Origin of the sequence: Paenibacillus prosopidis, assembly GCF_003337375.1 — a bacterium.
Lineage (GTDB): Bacteria > Bacillota > Bacilli > Paenibacillales > Paenibacillaceae > Pristimantibacillus > Pristimantibacillus prosopidis.
In genome coordinates, this window is sequence record NZ_QPJD01000005.1 from 253,928 (window position 1) to 279,857 (window position 25,930).

Annotated in this window: 22 protein-coding genes and 1 pseudogene; 6 read left to right on the top strand and 17 right to left on the bottom strand. The window is 49.3% G+C overall.

From position 1 onward, the window contains the following. Positions 1–46: 46 nt before the first annotated feature. Positions 47–1,519 carry a protein adenylyltransferase SelO gene (locus DFP97_RS09615; protein WP_114379780.1) on the bottom strand — a complete coding sequence of 491 codons (1,473 nt, stop codon included), beginning with the start codon at positions 1,517–1,519 and terminating at the stop codon, positions 47–49. A 332-nt stretch (positions 1,520–1,851) separates the two neighbouring features. Between DFP97_RS09615 and DFP97_RS09620 the strand changes: the two genes are divergently transcribed. Beyond that, entirely contained in the window at positions 1,852–2,391 is a 540-nt protein-coding gene (locus DFP97_RS09620; RefSeq protein WP_114379781.1) for a MerR family transcriptional regulator, read from the top strand. Between the two features lie 62 nt (positions 2,392–2,453). Here DFP97_RS09620 and DFP97_RS09625 read toward each other — a convergent pair whose 3' ends face one another. Further along, a complete protein-coding gene (locus DFP97_RS09625) occupies positions 2,454–3,305 on the bottom strand; it encodes a hypothetical protein (RefSeq protein ID WP_114379782.1) in 852 nt (283 codons plus the stop codon). A gap of 123 nt (positions 3,306–3,428) precedes the next feature. Further along, a pseudogene (locus DFP97_RS09630) lies at positions 3,429–3,878 on the bottom strand (SDR family oxidoreductase); the annotation flags it as partial. A 15-nt stretch (positions 3,879–3,893) separates the two neighbouring features. On the opposite strand from DFP97_RS09630, the gene DFP97_RS32250 reads away from it, so the two are divergent. The 3 genes from DFP97_RS32250 to DFP97_RS09640 all read left to right on the top strand — a co-directional run bounded on the left by DFP97_RS32250 (position 3,894) and on the right by DFP97_RS09640 (position 5,865). Next, positions 3,894–4,085 carry a TetR-like C-terminal domain-containing protein gene (locus DFP97_RS32250; RefSeq protein WP_425453514.1) on the top strand — a complete coding sequence of 64 codons (192 nt, stop codon included), beginning with the start codon at positions 3,894–3,896 and terminating at the stop codon, positions 4,083–4,085. A 93-nt stretch (positions 4,086–4,178) separates the two neighbouring features. After that, positions 4,179–5,051, top strand: coding sequence for a VOC family protein (locus DFP97_RS09635; protein WP_114379783.1), 873 nt, complete (start codon positions 4,179–4,181; stop codon positions 5,049–5,051). Positions 5,052–5,193: 142 nt separating this feature from the next. After that, the gene (locus DFP97_RS09640) at positions 5,194–5,865 is read left to right on the top strand and encodes a hypothetical protein (RefSeq protein ID WP_114379784.1); all 672 of its coding nucleotides are present in this window, start codon (positions 5,194–5,196) and stop codon (positions 5,863–5,865) included. Positions 5,866–6,296: 431 nt separating this feature from the next. Here DFP97_RS09640 and DFP97_RS09645 read toward each other — a convergent pair whose 3' ends face one another. From DFP97_RS09645 to DFP97_RS09680, 8 genes are all read right to left on the bottom strand, one after another. Next, on the bottom strand, positions 6,297–7,061 hold the full coding sequence (locus tag DFP97_RS09645; protein ID WP_220271139.1) for a Rossmann-fold NAD(P)-binding domain-containing protein: 765 nt from the start codon (positions 7,059–7,061) through the stop codon (positions 6,297–6,299). 22 nt (positions 7,062–7,083) lie between these two features. After that, positions 7,084–8,001: an FTR1 family iron permease gene (locus DFP97_RS09650; RefSeq protein ID WP_114379786.1), complete on the bottom strand. Its 918-nt coding sequence runs from the start codon at positions 7,999–8,001 to the stop codon at positions 7,084–7,086. An 85-nt stretch (positions 8,002–8,086) separates the two neighbouring features. Continuing rightward, positions 8,087–9,568 carry a stalk domain-containing protein gene (locus DFP97_RS09655; RefSeq protein ID WP_181873435.1) on the bottom strand — a complete coding sequence of 494 codons (1,482 nt, stop codon included), beginning with the start codon at positions 9,566–9,568 and terminating at the stop codon, positions 8,087–8,089. A 25-nt stretch (positions 9,569–9,593) separates the two neighbouring features. Continuing rightward, positions 9,594–10,664, bottom strand: a complete 1,071-nt coding sequence (locus DFP97_RS09660; protein WP_114379788.1) for a hypothetical protein — start codon at positions 10,662–10,664, stop codon at positions 9,594–9,596. 337 nt (positions 10,665–11,001) lie between these two features. Next, positions 11,002–12,558 carry a hypothetical protein gene (locus tag DFP97_RS09665; protein ID WP_114379789.1) on the bottom strand — a complete coding sequence of 519 codons (1,557 nt, stop codon included), beginning with the start codon at positions 12,556–12,558 and terminating at the stop codon, positions 11,002–11,004. After that, positions 12,555–13,304 (bottom strand): glycosyltransferase family 2 protein, encoded by a 750-nt coding sequence (locus tag DFP97_RS09670; protein WP_114379790.1) that lies wholly within the window; start codon positions 13,302–13,304, stop codon positions 12,555–12,557. Before DFP97_RS09670 ends, DFP97_RS09665 begins: the two co-directional genes overlap by 4 nt. Positions 13,305–13,329: 25 nt before the next feature. Continuing rightward, on the bottom strand, positions 13,330–14,796 hold the full coding sequence (locus tag DFP97_RS09675; RefSeq protein WP_114379791.1) for an alkaline phosphatase family protein: 1,467 nt from the start codon (positions 14,794–14,796) through the stop codon (positions 13,330–13,332). Positions 14,797–14,803: 7 nt separating this feature from the next. Further along, positions 14,804–15,736, bottom strand: a complete 933-nt coding sequence (locus DFP97_RS09680) for a lysylphosphatidylglycerol synthase transmembrane domain-containing protein (RefSeq protein ID WP_114379792.1) — start codon at positions 15,734–15,736, stop codon at positions 14,804–14,806. A 274-nt stretch (positions 15,737–16,010) separates the two neighbouring features. Between DFP97_RS09680 and DFP97_RS09685 the strand changes: the two genes are divergently transcribed. Together DFP97_RS09685 and DFP97_RS09690 are read left to right on the top strand one after the other, a co-directional pair. After that, entirely contained in the window at positions 16,011–16,940 is a 930-nt protein-coding gene (locus DFP97_RS09685) for an ABC transporter ATP-binding protein (RefSeq protein ID WP_114379793.1), read from the top strand. After that, positions 16,941–18,062, top strand: coding sequence for an ABC transporter permease (locus DFP97_RS09690; protein WP_245976042.1), 1,122 nt, complete (start codon positions 16,941–16,943; stop codon positions 18,060–18,062). 66 nt (positions 18,063–18,128) lie between these two features. On the opposite strand, the gene DFP97_RS09695 is transcribed toward DFP97_RS09690, so the two are convergent. The 6 genes from DFP97_RS09695 to DFP97_RS09720 all read right to left on the bottom strand — a co-directional run bounded on the left by DFP97_RS09695 (position 18,129) and on the right by DFP97_RS09720 (position 25,877). Beyond that, on the bottom strand, positions 18,129–19,220 hold the full coding sequence (locus DFP97_RS09695) for a cation diffusion facilitator family transporter (RefSeq protein WP_114379794.1): 1,092 nt from the start codon (positions 19,218–19,220) through the stop codon (positions 18,129–18,131). A gap of 318 nt (positions 19,221–19,538) precedes the next feature. After that, positions 19,539–20,303 carry an SDR family oxidoreductase gene (locus DFP97_RS09700; protein WP_114379795.1) on the bottom strand — a complete coding sequence of 255 codons (765 nt, stop codon included), beginning with the start codon at positions 20,301–20,303 and terminating at the stop codon, positions 19,539–19,541. Between the two features lie 584 nt (positions 20,304–20,887). Further along, the gene (locus DFP97_RS09705) at positions 20,888–22,573 is read right to left on the bottom strand and encodes a glycerol-3-phosphate dehydrogenase/oxidase (RefSeq protein ID WP_114379796.1); all 1,686 of its coding nucleotides are present in this window, start codon (positions 22,571–22,573) and stop codon (positions 20,888–20,890) included. A gap of 189 nt (positions 22,574–22,762) precedes the next feature. Further along, complete coding sequence (gene glpK, locus DFP97_RS09710; RefSeq protein WP_114379797.1) at positions 22,763–24,253, bottom strand: glycerol kinase GlpK; 1,491 nt, start codon at positions 24,251–24,253, stop codon at positions 22,763–22,765. A 22-nt stretch (positions 24,254–24,275) separates the two neighbouring features. Next, complete coding sequence (locus tag DFP97_RS09715) at positions 24,276–24,830, bottom strand: glycerol-3-phosphate responsive antiterminator (RefSeq protein ID WP_114379798.1); 555 nt, start codon at positions 24,828–24,830, stop codon at positions 24,276–24,278. 30 nt (positions 24,831–24,860) lie between these two features. After that, positions 24,861–25,877 (bottom strand): LacI family DNA-binding transcriptional regulator, encoded by a 1,017-nt coding sequence (locus tag DFP97_RS09720; protein ID WP_114379799.1) that lies wholly within the window; start codon positions 25,875–25,877, stop codon positions 24,861–24,863. Positions 25,878–25,930: the final 53 nt, after the last annotated feature.

The following is a 25,930-nucleotide window of genomic DNA, read 5'->3' on the forward strand; positions in this document are numbered from 1 at the left end:
TATGAAGTTTTTCTTGACGATTAATTGGTTGGTCTATGCTGCTATATCAGGTACCGCAAAAGGTTCGGTAACATGTTGGTGTTGCAGGCAGTGTTGAATACTCTTCCTGTTCGGGAGAGTGGGCGTAGGGGTTCGAAAGAACATGGAGAAGCCGCTCCATTACGCTGTAGTCTCCTTGCTTCACCGCGGCATCCAGCGCTTCTTCTACCCGGTGGTTGCGGGGGATTAGCGCGGGATTGCTGCTGCGCATCAACTGATGCGAGGAAGCTTTTGACTCCTGCTGCCTGCCTAGTCTCGCCTGCCACAGATCATGCCACTGAGCAAATTCCGTGTTGCCAGACAGGACCGTATCCTCCGGCTTATCAAAAGTTAAGGCGCGGAAGGTATTGGTGTAGTCCGCACTACCCTTCTGCATCATACTAAGCAGTTCTTTAATAAGGGATTCATCCTGCTGCTCTTCGTTAAAGATTCCGAGTTTTGCCCTCATTCCCGCAAACCAATTTCGGAAATACAAGTCGCTAAAATCCGAAATCGCATCCTCCGCCAGTTTGACAGCCTGATCCTCGTCGTCATGCAGCAGCGGCAAAAGGGTTTCAGCAAATCTAGCAAGATTCCATGCAGCTATCTGCGGTTGATTGCCATAGGCATAACGGCCATTAACGTCAATGGAACTGAATACAGTAGCAGGGTCAAAGGCATCCATGAAGGCGCAGGGACCATAATCAATGGTTTCTCCGCTAAGGGTCATGTTGTCCGTGTTCATCACCCCGTGAATAAAGCCAACGAGCTGCCATTTGGCAATCAGCTCGGCCTGACGCTTGATCACTTCCTGAAGCAGGGAAAGATAGCGGTTCCCATCCGTGTCAACTTCTTTAAAATGTCTTTGCAACGTATAATCTGCCATGGCTCTGAGATCCTGGGCAGAGCCCCAATTCGAAACGAATTGAAAAGTTCCGACGCGCAGATGACTGGCAGCCACACGGGTAAGAACTGCACCAGGCAGCTCGGTTTCGCGGATTACGGATTCACCGGTTGTCACCACCGCTAGGCTGCGGGTAGTAGGAATACCGAGCCCATGCATGGCTTCGCTGATGATGTATTCGCGCAGCATCGGTCCAAGTGCCGCCCGGCCATCGCCTCGGCGGGAGTATGGCGTTCTACCTGGGCCCTTAAGCTGAATATCAACCCGATCTCCAAGGGGAGTGATCTGTTCGCCAAGCAGCAGAGCCCGACCGTCCCCTAACATGGTAAAATGCCCGAATTGATGCCCTGCATAAGCTTGTGCAAGAGGCAAAGCGCCTTCGGGAATCTTGTTGCCAGCAAGCACCGCTACACCATTATCACTTTGCAGCGCTTGGACGTTCAACCCTAGGGAAGCTGCCAATGGACCATTAAGAATGATCAGCTTCGGTGAGCGTACAGAGGTTGGGTCCTGCCTGGTAAAAAATAGTTCCGGAAGGCGGGCATAACTGTTGTCGAAGTTCCATCCTGTTTCTATTAGTGCTGATTTCTCTGTCATCGTATCTCCTTTATTCTTTTGTATTATCTACTTTAATATCATACTAGGCAGCCCTTTTAGTGTTTGCTTCTGCCAATTTATTATTCCCTATCCATTGTGTTGTGTTCACGTCTCATTTCACCCTCTTTATCCTACCACATTATGGTATCTTGAGACTGATGATTTTCATTGAAATTCCAAGTTCTTCTTTTGATTCTCCTCCTTCAAAAGCTCATGATTACTCGTAAAAACACTTTGTTTATCGAATCAGCACTACCTTTGTCACCCTTGCAGGGAGTCGCTTAAAAACGGCGAATTATCCATAACAGAACATCCGAAGTGGAGGGATAGAAATGGGTACTTTGAAAACGAAGGATGCCGCAGATCTGCTTTCCGTCAGCCAAACGACTATCAAACGTTGGGCTTCCACTTTCCCTAATTTTTTTCAAAAGGACCGGTTTGGCCACTATATTTTCTCGGAGCAGGAAATTGATCTGCTCATTCACATTAAAGACCGAATCGATCATGGGGAAACATTGGATCGCATTGCTCTTACAACTAACGAGCAGCAGCCGGAGCCTAAGCAAGATGAGACTCCCCTGCACACGCATGATCCGTCTGTGGAAGATATGTTAACCCGCATCGAGCATGTCGAACGCTCAGTCGAGCAGAAAGCCGACGAAGTCGTCTCGATACAACTGCTCCAGCAGCGAAAGGAACTCGAGGAGCTTCGCCAAATGATTGAACAATTAGCCGCTTCAGTCGAAACAATTCAGACGTCAAGCAGCAAAACCTACTCTTCACATGACGAGATTCACCAGGCTGCTGTAGCCAAGCTTCAGGCTCCGCCTAGGAAGCGCGGTCTTTTGCGCTCTTTTTTCTCATTTCTATAAGGTAATAAAATGAAAGAGGGACTGTCCCTAAGATCTGAAAGGATCTTAGGGGTATCTAATCTTTATCCGTGCGGCGTCCAGCTTAACACCGTTTCCAGCATGATTTCCAATTTTTTTGCGCGATATAAATTCGGCTTGGTCCTTACCAGCTTGAATTCCACTTCGATGTACCGGATATATTCGCTGCACAGCCGCTCAAGTTGTTCCTCCGTTAATACATACAAGAAATGGCGGACAAATTCATAAGAAAGATACCCTTCCTTGCTCTCCAGGAATGAATGCGGTGACTGCTGGTACCACTCTTTGGCAAAAGCCTTCAAGGCATCGGTGATTCTGTCGTCGCCGCCTGACATCGCGTAAAGCCGGTCGCCCGAGATGAGGTTTCGGTAATTAACGGCATTCCCCTCAGGGTATGTATTCGGCAGGGCATAAAACTGCAGGAGATTATCCAAGATGTCAACATATTGCTCCGGTCCAGCGAGCTTGGCATGAAACTGGCATCTTATTGCGGCATGCGCGATATTCTTCAGCAATTGAAGGGCTTCCGCTGCTTCCTTTTTGCTAGGCGTACCTTCAAAAAACACTCCCTGGTTTCCCGCACGAATCTCCGCTCTGTCAACCGCATCGTGGAGTTCATCCTCGAACAGCTCCTTGCTGTAAGGCGCCCATTGCCCGAAGTGATCCATCAACTCCGCATTTATGCCGAACTCTCTGCGGATGATGGAACTCAGGTGAATCCCGCCGCTTCCGCCAACCTGCGTGAATATTTCATGCAGCAGCTTTTCCAGCGATTTGGCTTTTTTTACAGCGTTCATGACCCCGTCGGGAATTGAATATTTAGCTGAAGCCTCTTTCTTCTCGAGCTCGACTACAAACTGCCTCAGTTTTGATAGCAGCGTTTCATGCACCCTCATTCCCCCTTTTTCTCCTTATCATTCCACCGATTCGTTTTTTTAAGCTTGAACCCCTGATCCATATACCTCTTCAAAACAAAGAAACTGACCGCTGTAGCGACCAGTTTCTCATGTGAATTTATACTAATATGCAGTCCACCCGGCGTCGGCTGTAATTACAGTTCCATTTACAAAACCGGAATCATCTGAGGCCAAGAACAGAGCAACCTTAGCAATGTCTGTTGAATCACCAGTACGCGGGTTCAAATGCATGCCTGCCATTGCTCTCTCCATGCCGAATTTATTTGGTTCATTGAGAGTGGCTCCAATATTTGTAGCTACCCCGCCTGGGGCAATCGCATTACAGCGAATTCCCAAATTAGCATATTGAAACCCTACATTTTTAGTAAATCCTACGACTGCATGTTTGGCCGCTGTATAAGCGGCGCCGGCTCTCGACCCTTGCAAACCTCCCGCAGAAGCAATATTAACGATAACTCCGCTTTTCTTTTCGATAAAAATAGGAAGCGCTTTTCGTGTTGTTCTCATTGGTCCCGTAGTATTAACTGCAAATACGCGTTCCCAAAGGGCATCGTTGTTGCCGAGGATCTGGACGACTCTGCTGACAATCTAAATCGTGAGCTTCACGTTATCTATTCTATCCATGCCTTGCTTGGTCTTGTTTTCCATTGGATTGAAGGCGGGTTTAAATATTCTCCGGAATATATGCAGGATCAGCTGGTGCTTATCATCAATTCGCGGCCATCTACGATAATGACGCGTAAAAAGGGCCGTAGATAAGCATTCATCATAACTTACTTTTAATTATCAACTTTATTTTTATATGCAAATGGGTTAATATAAGCGATATGAAACTTTGTAGGAGTGATTGAGATGGCCTCACATATGGATCCGAATATTACGCTGGGCGAAGTTAGATTAAAGGTTAGTCAGCTGGACAGATCGATACAGTTCTACCAGGAGGTTGTCGGGTTAAAGGTTCTGAAGCAAGACGAGGTGAAGCGCATTGCTTCGTTTACCGCTGATGGGCAGACGACCTTGCTCGTTCTTGAGGAAATACCGAATGCAGTCGTTCCCCAAAGACGATCCCATGCAGGACTGTACCATTTTGCCATATTGCTTCCGGACCGCCATTCGTTATCGCTCGCTTTGCGCAACTTGATCCAATCCGGCATCCATATCGGGCAGGCGGATCATTTGGTCAGTGAGGCGCTTTATATTGCAGACCCTGACAATAACGGGATTGAAATTTATGCCGACCGGCCGCGGGATCAGTGGAAACAGGATGCGGGCGGCAACTATGTAATGGCTAGCGATCCCATCGCTTGGGAAAGCCTTCTCGCAGAAAGCGAAGGTTCGGAGTGGAAAGGCTTGCCGCAGGGTACCGTTATCGGACATATTCATCTGCATGTTGGAGACCTTCGGCAGTCGCGAGCCTTTTATGAAGGAAAGCTTGGTTTTGATGTTGTCGGAGATTATGCGCAGATGTCGGCAGTTTTCGTCTCCGCTGGCGGATACCATCACCATATCGGCATGAACATTTGGGCGGGAACCGGCGCGACCTTGCCGCCAGCGGATACAGTGGGGCTATCGTACTTCACCATTGTGTTTACGACCGCTGAAAGCCGTGAATTGCTGCTGAGTCATCTGCGCAGTGAAGGTGTTACCTTTGTTGAAAAAGGTGACGCATATGTCGTACACGACCCTTCCGGCAATGCGATTCACCTCACCGTTGAAGCCGCATAATGTAACGTCGCGCCTCCTTTCAACGGCTGGTCATGTACATGCATTTACTATATAATCAGATTCAAGTGACGAAGAACGTCCCGTTTCCATTCCTATTGAATGGAAACGGGACGTTTTCTATTTTTCTGGAGGGGATGAGAGAGTGACTTTTGATAAAGCGCATAACGAATTTATCCGTTATCATCTCGATAACAGGACAGGGGAACGTCGGGGGCGCCTGGAGAGGGGACATCGGCACGGTGAATCGCTGTTTCTGCGCAACGTTTGGTGGCCGCTCCGGGGATGCTTCGAAGATTTTCATCCGGAATATGAAGTGCTCGATTGGCGGGGCAGATCTTACTTTGCGGATTTTGCCTGGCTGCCAGGATTCGTGAAGCTGTTATTTGAAATCAAAGGCTACGCCACGCACGTTCAAGACATGGACCGGAAAAAATATTGCAACGAGCTGAACCGCGAAACCTTCCTTCACGCCATGGGATACCACGTCGTTTCTTTCGCATACGATGATATCGAGCAACGACCCGAGCTGTGTATCACACTACTACGCATGGTGCTGAGCCGGTACCAGCCTAATCAGACGCCGGTCTCCCGCGCGCTGCTAGCCGAGAAAGAAATCATCCGGCTCGCCATCCGGTTGGCTCAGCCGATTCGACCGAAGGATGTCGTGCATCATTTTGAAATCGATCAAAAGACGGCAGTCCTGATGCTAAAAAAATTGTGCATAAAAGGCTGGCTTCTCCCTTTAGTTCGAGTCAATGGTGAAAGAATCGTTCGGTATGAGCTTGCTCGAGGCGTGCTGGATTACTTTGATTAACTTAGCGGGAAAACATCCGGTTAATTATCCCATTGAAACTATATCGTAGAAATATACATGGAAAACCTCCCGTTAACTCAATCGGATTCGCTCAATTAACGCCTAAACCTCCGATTTAGAGGGAGCTTTTCCTGTTTGATGGGACTCTTACGATCTCAAAGACAAATTTACAGGAGGAATTCCCTCTAATTAGTCAAGGAGGAGCCGCCGCTGGAGTGAATGAGTGAGTGAGTGAGTGAGTGAGTGAGTGTTGTAGGAGCCGCATCTGTAGCAAGTGTGTGTTTGGGGAGAAACGCCGTTGGAGTGAGTTAGCTGGAGGGCTCTAAGCGATTGAACCCTTTTTATCGAAGAGTGATCCACTAGCAATCCCTAACAATAAAGAAAGCCCGCGGCATTTGACGTCGCAGACTTTATATTCACATCCCGCAAAGTTATCGGTCACAACGCCGCCAATCCTCATTCTTTGCGCGAACGGATTTCATCAAATCGACGTTTACGTTTTTTTCATCGGCCATATCAATTAACGCATTGACATCCTTAGGCAGACATTTCCCGGAAAATCCTCGATTGTCCTCATATACGAACGTATGGCTTCTGCCAATCCGTGGATCTTCAAGCCATACTTCACGCAGCTCGTCATAGTTGATACCGTAGGCTCTGGCCATATCATAGAACTCGTTGCAAAACGTAACCTTCAGCGCCAGAAAACAATTTTCCATATATTTTGCCAGTTCCGCTGTTTTGGCGTCGGTCAGCACCAGCTTCACCTCGGCATTATACACCTTCTGGTAAGCGCGGATCGCGATGCTTATATCTTCCGAAGCCCCGCCGAATGTGAGCCATGTTCGATGACTGAGACTGGCAAAGGGATGGCCCGCGGTCTCCCCATAGTATTCAGGTTGGAAAATAATTCGCTTCCCTGTTTTTTGTTTCTGATCATCCGTAAATCCTACCGGAACGGTCGATCTGATTACGATAACCTCCGCATAGAGCCATGCCAAAACCTCCTCTACAATGGAGGAGTCGCATTTTCCGCCTGGAAGCTGCGGTGTCGGCACGCAAACGAATGTGACGTCGCAATTATTCACATCTTCCCGGCTTCCAAGCGCTAATGGTTCATCATAAACCGCTGCATCCGGGAACAATTCGTGCATCGCTTTACCGACATGACCATATCCGACAATGCCGACATTCATTTTATGCTCACGCTCCATCTTTTTATGCCGCTGCTCTTACGCCTGCTTCTTCTATTTCAATGCGTTTTCTCTGAACCGCTAATAAAACAAACGCCAGGAAATAATAACCCCAATATAACAAAAATTCCTCCACGGAAGGATTCTGGGTATAGCCCAAAAATGCTTTCATAAAAATCCCTACTTGGCCATTGATCAGAGGCTCACTGCCGGTGTCACGAATATATTGCGTTTCATCGATCGGATGCTCCGGCATGAACGCCGTGATATTATAAACCTCTCCGATCTCTCCTCCCGCAGTCCGATAAATGCTGCCCATGATGCCAAGATCCTGCATAATGCCGACTGCCTGCACCAACAACCCGGCCGAAATCATCATGAGGAACACGGAAGTAATTCTGAAAAAAGTTCGAAGACTGATTTTTTTGGTGCCTTTGAAAAAAAGATAACCGATAATCAGGGCCAAAACAAGGCCGCCCAGCGCACCCCAGCTTTCCAGTGCTTTCTGGATATCCCCTCCTGTAATCGCGGCAAAGAAGAAGACCGTTTCCACCCCTTCACGCACCACAACGAGAAACGAGTGCAGCACCATATTAACAACTCCGCCAACGGTTAATATAGCTGCAATTTTATTTTGCACTTTTCCCTGCATGTCGCCCTGACGAGTCATAAACATAATCATATGGGTCAGCAAGCCGCAGGATACAAGCATGATCCCGATTTTCAAATAATTTTGGCTGCCCATGCTCGCGAACCCGGTAAAAATGATCTGGAAAGCGAGCGCAACGCCGTAGCTGGCGGCCAAAGCGAGAACCACGCCAACCCAAACCCATTTATGATAGCGTGTTTGTTCGATCCGGGTCAGATAGGTTAGTATTACCCCTACGATCAATATAGCTTCCAGCGCTTCGCGAAAGGTAATCAAAAACGCCTGTATATCCATGCTTTCATCTCCTGCCTTGTACGGTCATATTTGCAAGGAAGACACCTGCGCCATTAGACGCAAGTGTCTTCCTCTTTCATTTCACTTATCGAAGGATAATGATTTCGCCCTTTTCATAAAAGACACGCTTGCCGAACAGCTCTGCCACTGCGCGCAAAGGGATAAACGATCTGGCGTTTTTCACGACGACAGGCTGATCCAGCTTCACATCCGCATTGATTTCACCGTTTTGCACAATTTGAACCGAACCGATCATAAGTTCAGTCGTCTTGCCATCTTTCACTATAATTACTTTTTTGAGAGCCGCATCATACTTGACTTCTGCTTGGAGCGCCTCTGCGATCACGCGAACCGGCACCAGGGTGCGGCTTGTTTGCGGATTGATATAAGGTGCGACATCCGCCGCAGAATCCGTGCCGTTAATTTGATATTTTTTGTCGCCGACCTTCAACTGAACGCCGTCTTTCACTACCAGAAACTTCAGCACTTGGAAAGCATGCATCTTGGCGGATGCAAGATCAGATTTATCTACAGCATCAGAGAATTGCTGCGCATGAGCTGCCGCTGCCGCATATTTCTCAGCACCGAAGAACACTTCCTGGGCAGAAAGGAACATATTCCCCTCCATCGCGTATCCGCGTGCGCCTTGCAAATCGCCTGCTTCCAGCTTAACCAAAGCTTGATTAACATACTCGGATACTTTACCGATCATCGTACGCTGCATTGCATCCTGAATTTTATCCGTGTTGATTTGGCTGGCATCACCCGAAGCGAAAGCGTTGCGGATATAATCAGCGTCAACCGCGCTGCCGCCTTTCAGATAGGAATATACCGTCATGAAGAAGAAGTAACCTTCGGTCATCGCAGCCGGTTGATCGGCAGCTGGTTTCGTCGGGATGTTTTTCGCATACGTATAGGCACCTAGCGCATACGTTTTAATCAACGTTTTGTCCAGCACCTGACGATGAACGTTGAAGTCATCCGCATTGCCGCTTGCAAGGTCGTTAAGCAGCTGCTCAATCGTGCCTTTCAGGATGTCTGCCATGTGCAGATTGAACGAAGTGTCGCGTTTTACTACTGTAGATTCCAGGACACCTTCATAAGTTTGAACAACTTTGTAAAATGCCGTTTGAGCCGTTGCCGTATCGCCGGCTTTGAGCGCCGGTCTTACTTGGTTGTTAATCAAATCGCGGACAGAGAGGTAGAAATACCATTGCAATCCTTTATCGATTGCCTGCTTGGCTTGATTCACATTCAGTTTGCCTGCGATCGCATTGTCCAGCACGAGTACAATGTTGTCGTCGATTTTCGGATCTTCCGGTTTGATGGTCGCATCGATCCGTTTCACTTCCGTCTGGAATTTATCCACATAGAAAGCCTTCACATCAGTCAGCACGGTATTAGCTGTGAACAATGCTTTAATGTCGGTGAAAGCCTTGATCCGAGCTGCTATGGCCGCATCTTCGGTAATTTTGAATTTGCTTTCCGCACTCACGACGGAAGCTAGCGTAAAGAAGGATGATATCACGAGTGAAACGCTTAAAATTAATGATAACCATTTGCGCATTTTAATCTCTCCCAAATTCATATTTTTAAAACCATTTCTTTTTGCGTGCAAGCCAAACGGCTCCGCCTGCAAGCAATATAACACCGCCGATAACCGATATGCTTACCCAAGGATTCGTTTTGTCGGTTTGCTCCATCGGTGCATGCGCTGCGAGCTCTTTACCTGATTCCTCTGCTTCATTGCTGTCGGCTGGCGCTGCTTGTTCCTGTTCAGCGGTAGTTTGCTCTGCTGCTTCCACCGTCTCACTCTCGACTGGAACGGGGGTTGATGCAGCATCGGCATCGGCCTCAGCTGCAACGCCTTCCTGCTGCTCGTCAGTTTCGGTTGAAGGTTTGTCCGCCTCAGATGTTTTATCATCCGTCGCCGCAGTTGCTGCAGGCGCGTCATTTTCCGCGCTGCCCGTCGTCCCAGGTTGCTGCTGCTCTTCAGCCGGCTTCTCGGTTGCAACAGGCTTTTGCGTTGCAGCAGGCTTTGGTGTTGCGGCAGGCTTCTGGGTAGCGGCAGGCTTTACGTAAGCCTTGTATGGAAACAATGGCTTTACAATGCCGTAAATGAAATTCACCTTTTCCTTAAATACGTCCGGCTCCGCTGCTTTCTGTCCGACTCCAAACAATCCTGGATTGCCCAGCGCCTCCAGAGCCGCATCGAATGCCGCGTTTATTTCATCAGTCCTGGAACTGACATAAGGCTTCAATGTATCGAAGGTCGCTTTTGCTTTTGCGAGGAGCAGCTTCGTTTGGGCATAATCGTCAAAGCCTTTAATCGCATAGGTGAACCGCCGATCCAAATTCATCACGAGCACCGCTTTGAAATTGGCAACAGTCAGCTTGGCGTCCTTGTTCTTGAAATTGTTATCAAGCGTTGCGCCTACCGCTTCGCCGAAGTGCGATACAATTTCCGGTCTCCGTACTTTATAAGCCTCTTCCGCAGCTTTCCAATTAGGCGATGCACCGGCTAAACTGGATTCTACCAATTTGAATGTTTCAGCAATATCTTCTGTATTGGCATCACCGTAAGAATAGGCCTGCGCTTGGGACGGTGCGATATGTAACGCTACAGTAACCAAGAGAAGAACGCATAAGAGCCAACGTTTCATCTCATCACCTCTCACTGATAATTTTTCTCACTCACAATTTGTAATGATAATCATTATCGGTTAATACGTCAATACTTATGTCAGCTATTTTTTCAGTAAACTTTCAGTTTTCTAATTTTTCAGCTTTTTGCCTCTAAGATTCAATAGTTTACGGGAGGGTAAGCGGCGAACAATAGAACTAATTTCCAGCTCTAATTTTGCAATACTGGTTAAGTGCTAATTTTTATATCAATTTTGGAGTTAGGGCGCGTTTTGGGATTGTTTAAGGGTGAGTCGATGGAACGGACTTCATAAGTCCTGTATGTTATTGAATGTACAAAAAATAACGACAACGCCATCATTTTTTGATCCACTCGTATAAAGTTATGTCAGCATACACCGGGTCGAATAAGGGATCCGAATGAAACTCGGCGACCGGTTCCACATGTTCCCGCATTTGCTGCCCTTGCTGTTCAAATCCCTGCAAAACATGATCCGTAATCAGTACATGGCGTTCGGGAATTGCTGCCGCTGTCGCTTTAAAATACTCATAAGTATAAATTCGCTGATGTTCGTAATCGGCTCCTAAATATTGCAGCACACGCGTCTCCTCCCAGGTGTACAGCACGAAAGGCTCCTTCAAAGCGCTTGCATACCGGTGAAGCTGATACACGGCCGGAACCTCGCCAGCCTGGCGCTGAAGCAGCTTCGCTCCGCTTGTAAGCTGAACGGAAATTAGCGTAAATAAGAGTACATGAATGACTACGGGAATAGCCGATGATCGGAATAGACGTTCCGAACGCCGCGCTTCCCATATTGACGATGCTGTATGGTTCGCCGCGCAGTATATAAAGAACAATATGGGACCGACCACCGGGGCAATGTGGCGGGGCTTCTCAATATTTTGGCCGAATAACGCCCACAGAAAATACGCTCCGCTGCAGACAGCAAGCCAAACATAAAATTGCCGGTTTTCCTGCTCCATTAGGGAAGCCGGCTGTCTTTCCTGATCTGCAGCGCGGCGCTGCCAAATCCCCATGCAGGTAACTCCAAAAAGCAGCGCAAGCAGGATGCCAACGCTAACTGAGCCGCCAAGCAGCGCATGCCCGATCAGATTATGGCCCAGCAGCTGCGGCAGCCTTTGGCCAAACGCCATGTTAGATGACGAGATTCCTCCCCCCCACTCTGAGAAATGGCCTTCCACAAATGCAACAGAAAGCTTCCAAAAACCGGACAGGCTACCTTCCGAAAGCGCCAGCCCGACCACCCATACAAGTTGAGCAAACAAAGCCGCCGCAACGGACAACCAAAGACGCCTGCCTCTCTTCCCGGTTTGTTTGAACTGGGCAATCCACAGCGGCAGAAGTGCAAGTCCGAATGGGAAAAACGACAAGCGTGTCCCCATCAGAAGCCCGAACACCAGCATGGGAAGCAGATGCAGCAGCATGGAGCTTGGACGTCCTATCGCTGCCCGTATACTCCATAAATACCACCATAGCACGGCAATGCCCGCGCATTCGGACATCGGTCTCGCCGACATCATCCATAAATAAGGACTCGTCAAAACTAGCGCGGCAAACAATAGGCTTTTGACCCCGCCGCCGGTAAAACGATGCGCCAGCAGCGTCATCGGAATCGCCGCGCTTAACGCCGCAAGCGTGTTGAATGCGGACAAGGCTCGAACAGGATCATCCATCCAGCGATGGATGACGGATGCTCCAAGAATAAAATAAGGGTAGCCCGGGAAATGCGGCTGCATGGCCAGTAAATCGAACCGATGCAAAGCGAGCGCAAAATCCACCTCGTCCCAAGTGCGGGCAATTGGACTTGAATAGCGCAGACACATATAGACGAAGAAAAGGATGGCAATAGCGGCAAAGAACACTGTGCCTGCTTTGACTGCCTTACGCCTCATAGGCTGGGTCTCTCCTTGCGGCGCAAAGCCTTTCCAGCTTCCCTTGCGGGCAATGGACGCCTCATTTCCTTGTAAATCGCGGGAATGACGGATGTCACGTACTGCCGGAACTTAATAAATGATTGTCCCATCGTGCGCACCTGATAGGAGATCGGCACCTCTTCCAGGCGGAACCCCTGCCTTACTAAGTTGATCGTCAATACCTGGGCATAGTTATAATCGTGAATAATCTCGGCCTTCTCCATTGCCTCGCGGGAAAATCCCCTCATCCCGGATTGTCCGTCATAAATCCATTTGCGCAAAAGTATAGCCTGCAGCAGCGTAAACACATAGTTTCCAAGCCTGCGGTGCAGCTTCATTCCGCGAATCTGTCCTTTGAATCGCGAGCCGAAGGTGTAATCGGCGAAGCCTGCGATAATCGGCGCAAGAACGTCGGGAATTTGCTCAGGCGGATATTCATTGTCAGCGTCGATCATCAGCCCGATCGCGGCATCCATTCTGCAGCATTCCGCCAACCCTTCACGAACGGCAGCACCTAGTCCCCGGTTGCGGCTAAAGGAAACAATGCGGTCGGCTCCCGCCTGTTTCGCGACAGCCGCCGTTTCATCTGTGGAGCCGTCATCGATGACAAGCACCTCAACCTTATAATCAGGGTGAAACTTCCGCGGGATTCTGGCAATCACGCCCGCGATATTGCTTTCTTCATTGTGCGCCGGCATGAAGACGACGATCTTCTGTTTGTCCATGATGTGTTCCTTTCCCGTTCCCGCGTTATTTTGTCTTCATAGCCTCCGAGAGTACCGTTCCTCTGCTGCTGCTTGGGACCGGAGCTCCAAGCAAATAAGCTAAAGTAGGAGCAATCGATATAAGGGAATGCTTCTCTTCGATGCGCAGCCCCTGCTGAATGAACGGACCGTGCATAAAAAACGGTACAAACCGCTCTCCTTCATCTAGATGGCCATGTCCACCGATGCCGTCGGCCTGTCCGTGATCCGCGCACACGAGCAGTGTCGTATTGTTCATCATGCCGCGGTTTTCCAACCAGCCTACAAACTCTTCGATTAAACGGTCGGCTTCCTCGATCTTCTGCACGTATTCATCATACAGCACGCCCCGGCTATGTCCGGTTTGATCAACACCAATCAACTGGGCTACCAGCAAATCCGGATTCTGCTCTTCCATGATCCGCTTGGCGCGCTCGATGATATTCCTGTCCGCAACGTCGTTATGCATCACGGCCGTAACGCTTTCCACATCATTGCCCATGGAATCGATCAAATGGGCGATACCGAGCAGCCTGCCGGTTTTACCGACCTTGCGGAGCGAGTCAAAGATGCTTTCCACCTTAATGCCCAGTTTCCACACCATGTTAGAGCGAATACCGTGTTCGCGCGGGTACGTGCCCGTGAACATGGAAGAGAAGCAGACGACCGTACGCGCCGGATAAACCGTCTCCATTTGGGCATACTCGGTTCCTTCGGCTCTTAGCTTTTTCAGAAAAGGCGCGTTAGCTTCTTCGAACCTTTCCTTGCGCATGCCGTCAATGACAATGACAATAACTTTCTCGTTAACAGCACTCTTCGGCCAGCCGGACTTGTCCGTTAACGGGGAATTCTCCGCCGGCTTCCAATCGAACAGATTCGCGTGAAGCACATAGCTGTACAGCCACAAGCATACGGCAAAAATAACAGGCGTAAGCAATTGCGCAGCATTGAATGCTTCAAACGTGCCGGTGGAATAAAAAACGTGATAGAAATGGTTCCAGATCAACAGCAGCAGCAAAAACTTAGGCATTTGCTCCTGCGCGTTGCCGCTGGTCGAATCGCTGTTTTTCAGAACCAGCTTCCAGAAACGGGTGAAATTCCACCACGAAGTACCGATCCGCAAATGGTAATAGAATGTGCCCCAAAAATAGACGGTGAAAAAAAAGAATAGGCCAAGCGCAAGCAAATAAAGGGAGAGGCTCCCATGATCCCAGACGAGCAGCGCGGCTATGAGCGGCAGCCACAAATAATTGCGAAGCATTAGAGGAAAATCAAAGCAGTAATAAATAACAAAAATAGGTAACGTTATCAACAATCCAAGTCCGGCTGCGCTCCAGAAACCCATATCGGACCACTCGCCTATGCGATAAAGCAGAAAAACGCCGATTACAAAAATCGGGGTAAACGGCTTCCCTTCATTCAACAGATTCCAACATCTCGCAGCCACAATTTCAAATGGGGATGCCTTTTTCATAATAAAATCATTCCTTTTCTATTCTTCTTTCCTTGATCCATACTCTCGCTTCCCTCCAACCGAGCGGCATGCGCAGCAGAGAATAAGCTCCCATTCCGAAGGCGAACGCAAACTTAAACGCATGGGACAAAATCGCCGCCCCGTACGCTTCCCTCCCGTTTATTCCGAGCACTGCTAGTGAACCGCTCAAGGTGCTTTCATAGGTGCCGATGCCACCAGGAGTAATGTGAAAGATTTGTCCGGCTATGGTCATGCTGTTAACCCAAACGAGGGGGACGGCACCCAATTTCAACTTAAGAACGCTGGCAATGCCGTAAATAATGCCCGCTTCCAAAATCCAGCTCACCGCTATCGCTGACATGATAAAGAGCCCTTTGCCCGAGAGCATCGTCACTTTGAAATGTGCCAAGTGCTTTTGTATAAGCGGCATTTTTTTTATGACGGGAAGCTTGTATATAACAGCCAGAAGGATAGCTGCTGCCAGCAATACGGCGACCCATAGCCATGAGGATGGCAGCCCGAGCCAAAGGATACCTATGCCGGCATACAAGCATAAAGTGAGCATATCGAGCACACGCATGACGGTTACCGAATGCAACGCCTCGTCCCACGTTTTATTAGCCATTTTTTTCAAAAACCCGGCTCGGACAATGTCTCCTACTTTTAACGGCAGCAGATGGTTTACCAGCAAGCTATAGATGATTCCATGAAAAAACACGCCAAAGCGCTCGTTTGATCCTACATATCTTCGCCATGCCTCTGCCTTCAGGGCAAACGACAATAAATAAGCCGTAAACATGAATATAAGCCACTTTGGCTGCTTAACAAGCAAAAGCAGATCGCCCAGCCATTCATCCTTATCGAACCACCGCCATGTCATCCAAACGAAAACAGCAAGCAAAATAACCGCCGACAGACGTATGATCCATTTTATCCGCATAATAAGACGTCCCTTTTCTTCAGCAGTAAATAATAATCATTCTCAATTAATGATTTCAATATATGTTTTTTTGGGACAATCGTCAATGACTTGGTTGATTTTACATCCTATTATCTTGGCTGTCTCCCCTTCCGCCTCTAGACCGAGATCAAGAGCATGCTTAAGACGGTACTCTCATAAAATGGTTTTGTTTTACAATTATTGCATGCAATAAAACATAAGCTTATTCTTCCGAAGTCAGTTTTGCTTCACAAAACTTTTAGGAGGTTACCTAATGCCCGTATTGGAAGTGCTTCATTTAAAAAAATCATTTGGTGGGGTCACCGCTGTGGAAGACATCAGCTTCTCGGTGGAAGCCGGAGAAGTATTCACGATTATCGGCCCGAACGGCGCCGGCAAGACAACAACGCTCGAGATGATTGAAGGGCTTCAATCCCCCGATGCAGGTCAAATTCAGTTCGGATCCTTGAGCTGGTCCAAAAACAGCGAGCAAATCAAAGTAACGATCGGCGTACAGCCACAGTCAGGCGCCTTGTTCGACTTGTTGACCGTTGAGGAAAATCTCGATTTGTTCGCGACGTTCTACCCGAAATCGCGGCCCGCAGCGGAAGTGCTTGAAATGATCAGCCTGACCGACCAGCGCAACAAACAGGTAAAGAAGCTGTCCGGCGGTCAACGGCAGCGGCTGGCCATTGGGCTCGCTATGATTAACGATCCGACGCTGATCTTTCTGGATGAGCCTACAACCGGACTCGATCCGCAGGCAAGAAGAAACATTTGGGACATTATTCTCAAGCTGAAGGAGCTTGGCAAAACGACCATACTTACAACGCATTACATGGAGGAAGCCGAAAAGCTGAGCGACCGCGTCTGTATTGTCGACCAAGGGAAGGTCGTCACGCTCGATACGCCAGCCGCTCTTATCGACCGGCTCACGAAGGAACGGGAGGTGCGGCTCTCCATGCTGGACGGTGAAGCGGCGGCGATCGAGACCGAGAAAGTAGCGCTTCTCCACCCGGCAGTCGTGCGGACGAACCGCGAGGGCTCTTCGCTCCAGCTGTGGACAACGCAGCCTGAGGACACGCTGTATGAATTGTTCGGCTTTACGAAGGATCGCGGATTCCGGGTGGAGCAAATATCGATCCGCGAAATGAGTCTGGAAGATGTGTTCATTGCCTTCACGGGCAAAGAATGGAGGGACTAAATGAACAGCTCCAAGCAATTTTTCAAAATGTTCACCGCTCAGATCAAAATGATGTGTCGCGAGAAGCAAGTGTGGTTTTGGAATATCTTTTTCCCCGTTATATTAATGGTATTATTTATGATTATTTTCGGGGGAGGCTCCGGTGACAGCTTTAAAGCGAAGATCGCCGTTGCGGATCCGCAGCCAAACACCACCTCCGGCATGCTGCTCGAGCAGCTGCGGCAAATACCTGTGTTCGAATTTAAAGAAGAGCTGCCTGTCAGCAAAGAGCAAGGCACCGAATGGGTTGAAAAGCAAGATATCGATGCGCTTATCGTCCTGCCTGCTTCCGAAGATGCCGCAACGATGCAGCTTATCGTTAATAAGGAAGATGAAAAAGGCGCTGCCGCGCAAGCGATCTCCGGTATTTTGGACAAATTTATTCAGCAGGCTAATTTAGCTGCGGTCGGCGCGACGCCTACGTTCAGCATGACCATGGATTCCGTATCCTCCGGTGCTGATGATTTAAGTTATGAAGATTTTCTGCTCACCGGTATGATCGGTCTGTCAGTCGCTCAGGGCGGATTATTCGGGATGGTCGATCTGGTGGAGATGCGCCGCCGCGGATTAATGAAGCGGCTCCGCATGACTCCTGCCAAAATGGGGCTGTATGGTCTCGCCGGCATGCTCGTGCGCCTCATGCTCGGTATCATTCAAATCGTCATTTTATCGCTTATTGGCGTATTCGGCTTTGGGGCCAGCCTGCATGTTAATGTGTTCAGCTTAGTGATCGCCTTTTTTGCAGGCGGGCTTGTATTTAATGCGATGGGGTATTTATTCTCTTCGTTCAGCAAAACGATCGAGGCTTACATGGGGATGGCAAACATTGCGAGTATGCTCATGATGTTCCTCAGCGGCGTCTTCTTCCCGCTCGAAACGCTGCCTGAATGGCTGCAGCCGGTTACGCAAATACTGCCGCTCACTTACTTCGTTGACGGCATGCGCGACGGTCTCATTTACGCTTCAGGCGTATCGTCCGTCTCCTTCTGGATTGGAATGGGCATTATGCTGCTATGGGGTGTTGTTTCTTTCTTAGTTGGCTCGCAGGTGTATAAAGCCAAGTCGATCGCATCGGCGAGATAAAAGAACGATTTCCTGCAAATAAGGCTGCCCTTCCATGTGGATTTTTCCACAGAAGGGCAGCCTTAACTATACCTTCAATGCAGCATGCTGCAGCTGCGACTTTTCGATTTGAATCGTAGCGTGTTCGATTTGAAATTCCGCTGCAATTTGCCGGATCGCTTCCTGCAGTACCACTTGGCTGTCTGCGCTGTCCTCAACAAGAAGATGGCAGCTTAAGGAGTCGAGTCCTGACGTGATCGTCCAAATATGGAGATCATGCACTTCTTTTACCCCTTTGATTTGGAGCAGCGTGGCTGTTACATGCTCACAATCGATTGTGAGCGGCGTTCCCTCCATCAAAATATGGACGGTTGATTGGATGATTCCCCATGCGCTTTTTAAAATAAGCAACGCTACGATGACGCTGATAATAGGATCGGCTATATACCAGGAGAATAGCGACATTAGAACCGCCGCGATTATCGCGCCTACTGAGCCTATCGCATCCCCGATTATGTGAAGGTACGCACTGCGAACGTTTAAATTGTCCTTCACATCGGCCTTCCTCATCAAAAACCATGCGCTCGCCAGGTTGGCAAGCAAACCAATGACCGCTATGATCATCATCGAGCCGCTTGCAACGGTTGGCGGTTCCCAGAACCGTTTTACAGCTTCGGCTATAATGAAAGCCGCAATGACAAACAGCGTAACCCCATTCAATAACGCCGCTAGTATCTCAAACCGGTGAAAGCCGTAGGTTTTGTTCCGCGACGGCGGCCTGACCGCAAACCACATGGCTGCTAAACTTAAGGCCAGCGCAGCGGCATCGCTGAGCATGTGGCCGGAATCAGACAAAAGCGCAAGCGAGTTGGTCAGCAAGCCTCCGATAAACTCCAAAAGCATGATGCCCGATGTAATAAGTAGAGCGATGAGCAGTCCGGCTTTGTTGTTCGGGCCATGATGGTGATGCCCGTGATGGCCATGCGAGTGACCGTGGTGATGTCCGTGACTGTGACTGTGACTGTGCTTGTGCTTATGATCATGAGAGTACTCATGATTATGTTCATGTTCATGAGTGTGCTTATGATTATGATCATGTTTATGCGCATGCTCGGCGTGCTGCCCTTTACCGCATGTATGGGTATGTTCGCTGTTATGCTCCTGCTTGTTACTGCTCATCAAAATCTCCCCCAGTTCGACTGCCCAAAACAAATACCTGCAGCGATTTAAGCTAATCAAAATAATACATATGAACACATGCTCATATGTATTATATGTAAAACCTTCCTTCCTTGCAACAGCATTTTACATAGTACTTCTTTTGCAATCAATAGGTTCAAGTGATGTAGCTTCATTTTGCTCCAATCAACCTGGAAATAAAACTTGCTCCTGCCGCTTCCCCTTGAACATAAAAATCCGGCTCCAAAAAAGAGAGCCGGACAATGCTGCTTCTTGAACTACAAACAGATTAGCCATACCACCATGGAGTCCTGATGATTACAAATGTGAACCTCCGCTAGCATCAATCAATTGCCCAGTTACCCATCGGCTGTCAGGAGAGGCTAGAAAAGCGGCAACGTCTGCGATATCCTCTGGTTGTCCCCATCTTCCAAAAATAGAAAAATCAGCACCGAATTTCCGTCCCGCAGGATCCTGTAGCAAAGCGGTATTCATGTCCGTGGCAACGAATCCAGGTTGGATTGCATTGATCGTAATCCCGCGTGGGCCGAGTTGGTTGGATAAGGCGAGCGTCAGTGAGTTGATTGCACCCTTGGTCATGCTGTAAGCGGGAATGGCAGGCAGGGAAATTCGAGTTACAGCGGAAGACAGGTTAATAATACGACCTTCGTCCCGTAAACGCGGAAGAGCTTGTTGAGTCAGGAAAAACGGAGCTTTCACATTAACGGTCATGATTTCGTCGAAGGCTTCTTCCGTAGTCTCTTCAATGGAAGCTGCTAGGGCGATTCCCGCGTTGTTTACTAAAATATCAAAGCGATTGTCACCCGTGCGTTCTTTCAAAGCTTCATCCAATGCTTCATAAAGTACCTGTATGCCGTCTAATGAACCCAGTTCCGCACCGAGCGTGAACGCGGACCCTCCGCTCCGCTCAATCTCACGAACTACTTCTTCTGCAAGCTCCCGTTTCTTGCCATAATGAATGGCTATTAATGCACCCTCTTGCGCCAAGCGCATCGCAACGGCACGCCCAATCCCTCTGCTTGCGCCTGTAACTAATGCAACTTTATTCTTCAACTTACTCATATTCCCATCTCCTCTTGTGCTTAACAGGTGCTCTCCTGTTTGACAATAGTTATAACACAAGGTGAATTTTGTAATGTTGCTCTCTAATTCTTGATAATGATAACGCCCTAACCAATCTACGAATTAATTTTCTCATTCTAAAAGCTTTTATGTCGATTGCCAATACTGGAAAACCTCCGGCTAATTTTGTCCATATGCGCTATTTGGGGTCATTTTACTGGAAAACTTCCCTATAATGTTGCTGAAAATCCTTTCTGTATGGACAACGTGCCGAATTAGCGGGAGAATTTCCCTTTAAACGAGATCATTCATTGTAAAAGAAAAAATAGAGGGAGCTTTTCCTGTTCAACTCCCTAAAGACGAATGATCCCTCCCTCATTAAAGTCACATGATGCAATAACGAGCCAGTTCCGATCTTTAGTTCAACCAAGCAGAAACGGCTGTCGCCGTCCTTGGCGGTAAAAGCTCGTTTCGCGGTGAAATATAAGCTTATTTATAAGAGTAAAACTTAAAAATCCTTATATTTGAAAAAAAAAGACATCATTACCGAAGTTGGTTCGGTAAACGATGTCCCATTTATGAATTTAGCTATGCAGCGGATCAACCGCTTCAGTTAGCTTTTGCTCAAGCTCAGTGGTGTAGGAAACGCGCTGCTCGTCGCTCCAGCCTAGACGATTCGCCATAGCTGCGATAACTGGCTCTTTCCATGCCCGCACATGCTCAATACGGAAAAACAGATCTCCCGTACGGCGGATGAAGAAGTCGACCGGCTTCACTGTCATCTCGGCTTCAATCGAATAACGCAGCTGTACCGCTAATGCCAAAGGCAATCCGAATGAATGAGCCCACTGACGCGTACTCTCGGCCATTGCGAAAATCACATCGACGTTCGAACCGTAACGCCGCGCAAGAAATGCCGCTTCCTCTTTCGTGAACCCAAAGCGAACGCCTTCTGTCGTCTTTTTCAGAACGAAAGGTTCAAACTGTCTGGATCCGCCCAAATCCCCTCCGGACATCGGCAGCGTCACTGTGCCGCTAGTCGCATAAGACTCTTTGCCGCCTTCCTGCCCGAGCAGCTCAATGACTTTGTCGACGACGCTTTCTGCCATTTTGCGATATCCGGTCAATTTACCGCCTGCTATCGAGATGAGGCCCGATTGAGATACGAAAATTTCATCTCTGCGCGAAATTTCCGACGGCGACTTACCCTCCTGCTGGATGAGCGGCCGAAGGCCTGCCCAGCTGGATTCTACGTCCGCTTCGGTCAGTTTAAGCTCTGGGAACATAAAGTTAACCGCCTTCAACAAATACGTCCGATCCTCGATCGTCATGGCAGGATTGACGGTGTCGCCTTTATAATTCGTATCGGTCGTCCCGAAATAGGTTTTGCCCTCGCGGGGAATAGCGAACACCATGCGACCGTCCGGCGTATCGAAATAAACAGCTTGCTGCAGCGGGAAGCGGCTGTTGTCGAACACAAGGTGCACGCCTTTGGTTAACCGCAGCGTTTTGCCTTGCTTAGAACCGTCCATCTCACGAAGCTCATCAACCCACGGTCCCGTTGCGTTTATGATTTTGGAGGCAGCTATTAAAAATTCCGATCCGCTTATCGTATCCCGGACTATAGCGCCGGTAATCTTCCCGCTCTGATCGTAGCGCAGCGTCTCGACCTTTGCGTAGTTGACGGCGAGAGCACCGGTTTCCACCGCTTTCTTCATCACTTCAATCGTAAGCCGTGCATCGTCCGTCCGGTATTCAACGTAGTAGCCTCCGCCCTTCAAGCCGTCCCGCTTCAAAAGCGGCTCCTTGAACAACGTTTCCGTGCTGTTTAGCATCTTACGCCGCTCATTCTTCTTAACACCAGCTAAAAAGTCGTAAACACGCAAACCGACCGATGTTGAAAATTTACCGAATGTGCCTCCCTTATATAAAGGAAGCAGCATCCATTCCGGCGTCGTTACATGCGGCCCATTCTCGTATACTATGGCCCGCTCCTTACCAACCTCCGCTACTACGCCGATCTCAAGCTGCTTCAGATAACGCAAGCCGCCATGCACCAGCTTCGTCGAACGGCTCGAAGTGCCTGCCGCAAAATCCTGCATCTCCACCAGCGCAACCTTAAGCCCGCGTGAGGCGGCATCGAGCGCTATGCCGGCACCCGTAATGCCGCCACCGATGACCAGTACATCAACTGGAGTCCGCTGCATCTCGGCCAGCAGTTCCTTACGGTTTTCCGCAGCAAAAGCATCTTTATTTATCTTAGCTGTCATTTTCGTATCCTCCCCGTGCTCTATACATAATAGTGTTCTGCCATTTCCATTTTGTTACTCACAAACCAGCAAAAATGAAACCTAAAAAAACCACTCAAACCGCTTCCCTCCCCAATAGGGGCTCGGAAGCGGTCTTCGTGGTTTCTCCTGGTCTCCAACCGTTATTAACTTGTCGTTATTATAGCATGATTACTCTGCAAACGCCATGGCTGCTTTTACCGCGCGGTGCCAGCCGCTGTACAATTCGTCACGTTTTTGCCCGTCCATATTAGGTTCAAATATCCGGTCAACCTGTCTCAGCTTAGCTAATTCATCCCGGCTTTCCCAGAAGCCTACCGCGAGCCCAGCCAAGAAGGCTGCGCCAAGTGCTGTCGATTCGTTCACGACCGGGCGCTCAACGGGGACACCAAGCAGGTCGCTTTGAAATTGCATAAGCAAATTGTTCGCTACCGCTCCTCCGTCCACAGACAGCGACTTTAGTAGAAGTCCCGATTCCTCTTCCATAACAGACAATACATCCTTCGTCTGATAGGCCAGTGATTCCAAAACGGCTCGTACAAAATGTGCTTTCGTCGTGCCTCTCGTTAAGCCAAACACCGCGCCGCGCACATCGCTGTTCCAATAGGGTGTGCCAAGCCCGACGAAAGCAGGCACAACGTACACGCCGTCCGACGACTTGACCTCGTTTGCGTACGCCTCTGTCTCAGCAGCGGAGTCGATCAGCTTGAGACCGTCGCGAAGCCACTGAATCGCAGCACCCGCCACGAATACGCTGCCTTCAAGCGCGTACTCGATTTGTCCATCAACCTCCCACGCTATCGTCGTGAGAAGCCCCTTTTGCGATACGATCGCTTTGGAGCCCGTATTCATAAGCATAAAGCAGCCTGTACCGTACGTATTCTTGGTGCTGCCCTCGTGGAAAGCGTTCTGTCCGAAGAGGGCCGCTTGCTGATCGCCAGCCGCTCCCGCTACCGGGACCGGACGTCCGAGCAGCCCGGCATCAAGAAAGCCGTATACTTCAGAAGAAGATCGAACCTCCGGAAGCATCGCTTTAGGTATGTTCAAAATATGAAGCAGCTCATCATCCCATCTGCGGTCATGTATATTAAACATTAGCGTTCTGGACGCATTCGTGACGTCGGTTACATGGACATGGCCGCCGGTCAGCTTCCAAATTAACCACGTATCAATCGTGCCGAATAGCAGCTCGCCCCGTTCCGCCCGTTCCCGCGCCCCATCCACATGCTCAAGCAGCCAATTCACCTTCGTGCCGGAAAAATAAGCATCGATTATGAGCCCTGTGCGGTCATGAAAGGCTTGTTCATGTCCATCGGCCTTAAGACGCTCGCAAATATCCGCCGTCTGGCGCGACTGCCAGACGATGGCGCGATGAATCGGCTCGCCGCTCGCTTTATCCCATACAACAGTCGTTTCGCGTTGATTCGTAATGCCGATCCCGGCGATTTGCTCCGCTGTTACGCCCGTTTTTGCCAGAAGCGCAGAGATAACCTTCTTCGTCGACTCCCATATAAATAGCGCATCCGCTTCAACCCATCCCGGGTGCGGGTAATGCAGCGGAAGCTCCTCTCGTGCCATATCGACAATCTTACCGCTCCGGTCCACAAGCAGCGCGCGCGTGCTTGTCGTTCCTTGATCCAACGACAGCATAAAAGTGTCCATAGCTTCCCCTCCCCTAAACCCATTAAAATTTCCACAAATCCTTCCGCGATGTCGTAATCGCCGAGGCTCCCGCATCGAGCGCCTGTCTAACATGGTCCTGCGTACGGATCAGACCTCCTGCAATGATCGGAATGCCGCTCCGTTCCTTTACTTCCCGAATGATATCGGGAATAACGCCAGGAAGCACCTCGATATAATCGGGACGGTTTTTGTCCAGCACCGTATAGCTGCGTTCAAGCGCATCCGAATCAATGAGGAACAACCGCTGAATCGCGATTAATCCGTTCTGCTTCGTTCGGCCGATAACGCTTGCGCGAGTCGATATAATGCCGGCAGGACGGATCGATTGGCAAAGGAATTCGGCGGCGTATTCGTCATTTTTCAGCCCGTCGATAAGGTCGGCATGAAGCAGCACTTTTTTTCCATGCCCTCCTGCCAGATCAACTATATTTTTCAATTGGCCCAAATGTCCCCCGAGCAGCACCATATATGAAAAAGGGGAGGCAAGAACCGCCTCCACATCCTTCAGCTTATGCACAGCCGGCAGTACGTTCTGTCCGTTCAGCAATAACGACAAGCTCGCCACCTCCGTGCATGATAGTACCCTCTACCGCTTTGGTCCACCGCTGCTTTCACGTTCTTGCAGGCGAGTCGGCAGCACAATCTTCTTCGCGATTTCACGTTTTGCCGCCAACCGGTCTGCAAGCAGCTCAACTGCAGTCTCTCCCATATGCTCCATATGGACCTTAACGGTCGTAAGCGGCGGCTGCAAAAAAGCAGAGATCGCAATATCGTTGTAGCCAACGATGGAGATATCATGCGGAACGCTCAGCTTCGCTTCATGCAGCGCACGCAGGGCGCCGACTGCCATGGAATCATTTTCGATAAAAAAGGCCGTAGGAAGCTTCTCCCCGCTAATTGCCCTCTTCATCAGCTTGTAGCCGTCCTCGGAATACAAATTTTCTCCCGTGAAAACATATGCTGCATCGTAAAGCCCGCGAGCAGTTAGACGCTCCATGAAAACAAGTTCCCGCTCATCCTGCACCCGCTTATTGTTGACAACATTGTGCCCGCCGATATAACCGATCGCCGTGTGGCCAAGGCCGATGAGATAATCAAGCACTTCTGAAACCGACTTTCTCAAATCTATGACAACCGAATCAAACCGGTTATCATCAGGCGAAGAATCGACAAATACAATGTTTTCAAAGCCTTCGGGAAAACAGCTAAGATCGTCATTCTCGAACCGTCCAATCGCGATAATGCCATCGAGCGTTTCGCCGGACCAGTCTTTGCCGTCGGACTCCCCCCGCATGAATAGCTTCACGAGGTCCATTTGACGCTGGAAGCACTCCTTCTCGACGCCAAGCCGAATCGCCAAATAATACGGGTCAAGCATCTCTTCCTGCTCGGAATACCAGTTTACTAGTCCTACCCGGTAACGCTCTTTAACGGCGTGGCCGTTCCTCTGCCGCAGCGTTTTATAGTTCAGTTCCTGCGCAATTTCGAAAATACGTTTACGCGTCTCATCCGCTACCGAAATGCCGGGGTCATAATTAAGCACCCGTGATACGGTTGCAATAGACACACTTGCTTTCTGAGCAATATCTTTAATGGTAGCCATCCAAACTTTCCTTCCTGCAAGCCGCGACTAATAGCTAATCCTCCCGCGAATTC

Bases quoted from the DNA above. Each gene is read 5' to 3' on its own strand.
- DFP97_RS09695 (WP_114379794.1), bottom strand. From the start codon at position 19,220: ATGAGCAGTAACAAGCAGGAGCATAACAGCGAACATACCCATACATGC.
- DFP97_RS09680 (WP_114379792.1), bottom strand. From the start codon at position 15,736: ATGCGGATAAAATGGATCATACGTCTGTCGGCGGTTATTTTGCTTGCT.
- DFP97_RS09705 (WP_114379796.1), bottom strand. From the start codon at position 22,573: ATGACAGCTAAGATAAATAAAGATGCTTTTGCTGCGGAAAACCGTAAG.
- DFP97_RS09615 (WP_114379780.1), bottom strand. From the start codon at position 1,519: ATGACAGAGAAATCAGCACTAATAGAAACAGGATGGAACTTCGACAAC.
- DFP97_RS09675 (WP_114379791.1), bottom strand. From the start codon at position 14,796: ATGAAAAAGGCATCCCCATTTGAAATTGTGGCTGCGAGATGTTGGAAT.
- glpK (WP_114379797.1), bottom strand. From the start codon at position 24,253: ATGGACACTTTTATGCTGTCGTTGGATCAAGGAACGACAAGCACGCGC.
- DFP97_RS09650 (WP_114379786.1), bottom strand. From the start codon at position 8,001: ATGGATATACAGGCGTTTTTGATTACCTTTCGCGAAGCGCTGGAAGCT.
- DFP97_RS09655 (WP_181873435.1), bottom strand. From the start codon at position 9,568: ATGCGCAAATGGTTATCATTAATTTTAAGCGTTTCACTCGTGATATCA.
- DFP97_RS09620 (WP_114379781.1), top strand. From the start codon at position 1,852: ATGGGTACTTTGAAAACGAAGGATGCCGCAGATCTGCTTTCCGTCAGC.
- DFP97_RS09635 (WP_114379783.1), top strand. From the start codon at position 4,179: ATGGCCTCACATATGGATCCGAATATTACGCTGGGCGAAGTTAGATTA.
- DFP97_RS09700 (WP_114379795.1), bottom strand. From the start codon at position 20,303: ATGAGTAAGTTGAAGAATAAAGTTGCATTAGTTACAGGCGCAAGCAGA.
- DFP97_RS09625 (WP_114379782.1), bottom strand. From the start codon at position 3,305: ATGAGGGTGCATGAAACGCTGCTATCAAAACTGAGGCAGTTTGTAGTC.
- DFP97_RS09685 (WP_114379793.1), top strand. From the start codon at position 16,011: ATGCCCGTATTGGAAGTGCTTCATTTAAAAAAATCATTTGGTGGGGTC.
- DFP97_RS09690 (WP_245976042.1), top strand. From the start codon at position 16,941: ATGAACAGCTCCAAGCAATTTTTCAAAATGTTCACCGCTCAGATCAAA.
- DFP97_RS09665 (WP_114379789.1), bottom strand. From the start codon at position 12,558: ATGAGGCGTAAGGCAGTCAAAGCAGGCACAGTGTTCTTTGCCGCTATT.
- DFP97_RS09720 (WP_114379799.1), bottom strand. From the start codon at position 25,877: ATGGCTACCATTAAAGATATTGCTCAGAAAGCAAGTGTGTCTATTGCA.
- DFP97_RS09670 (WP_114379790.1), bottom strand. From the start codon at position 13,304: ATGGACAAACAGAAGATCGTCGTCTTCATGCCGGCGCACAATGAAGAA.
- DFP97_RS09660 (WP_114379788.1), bottom strand. From the start codon at position 10,664: ATGAAACGTTGGCTCTTATGCGTTCTTCTCTTGGTTACTGTAGCGTTA.
- DFP97_RS09645 (WP_220271139.1), bottom strand. From the start codon at position 7,061: ATGAATGTCGGCATTGTCGGATATGGTCATGTCGGTAAAGCGATGCAC.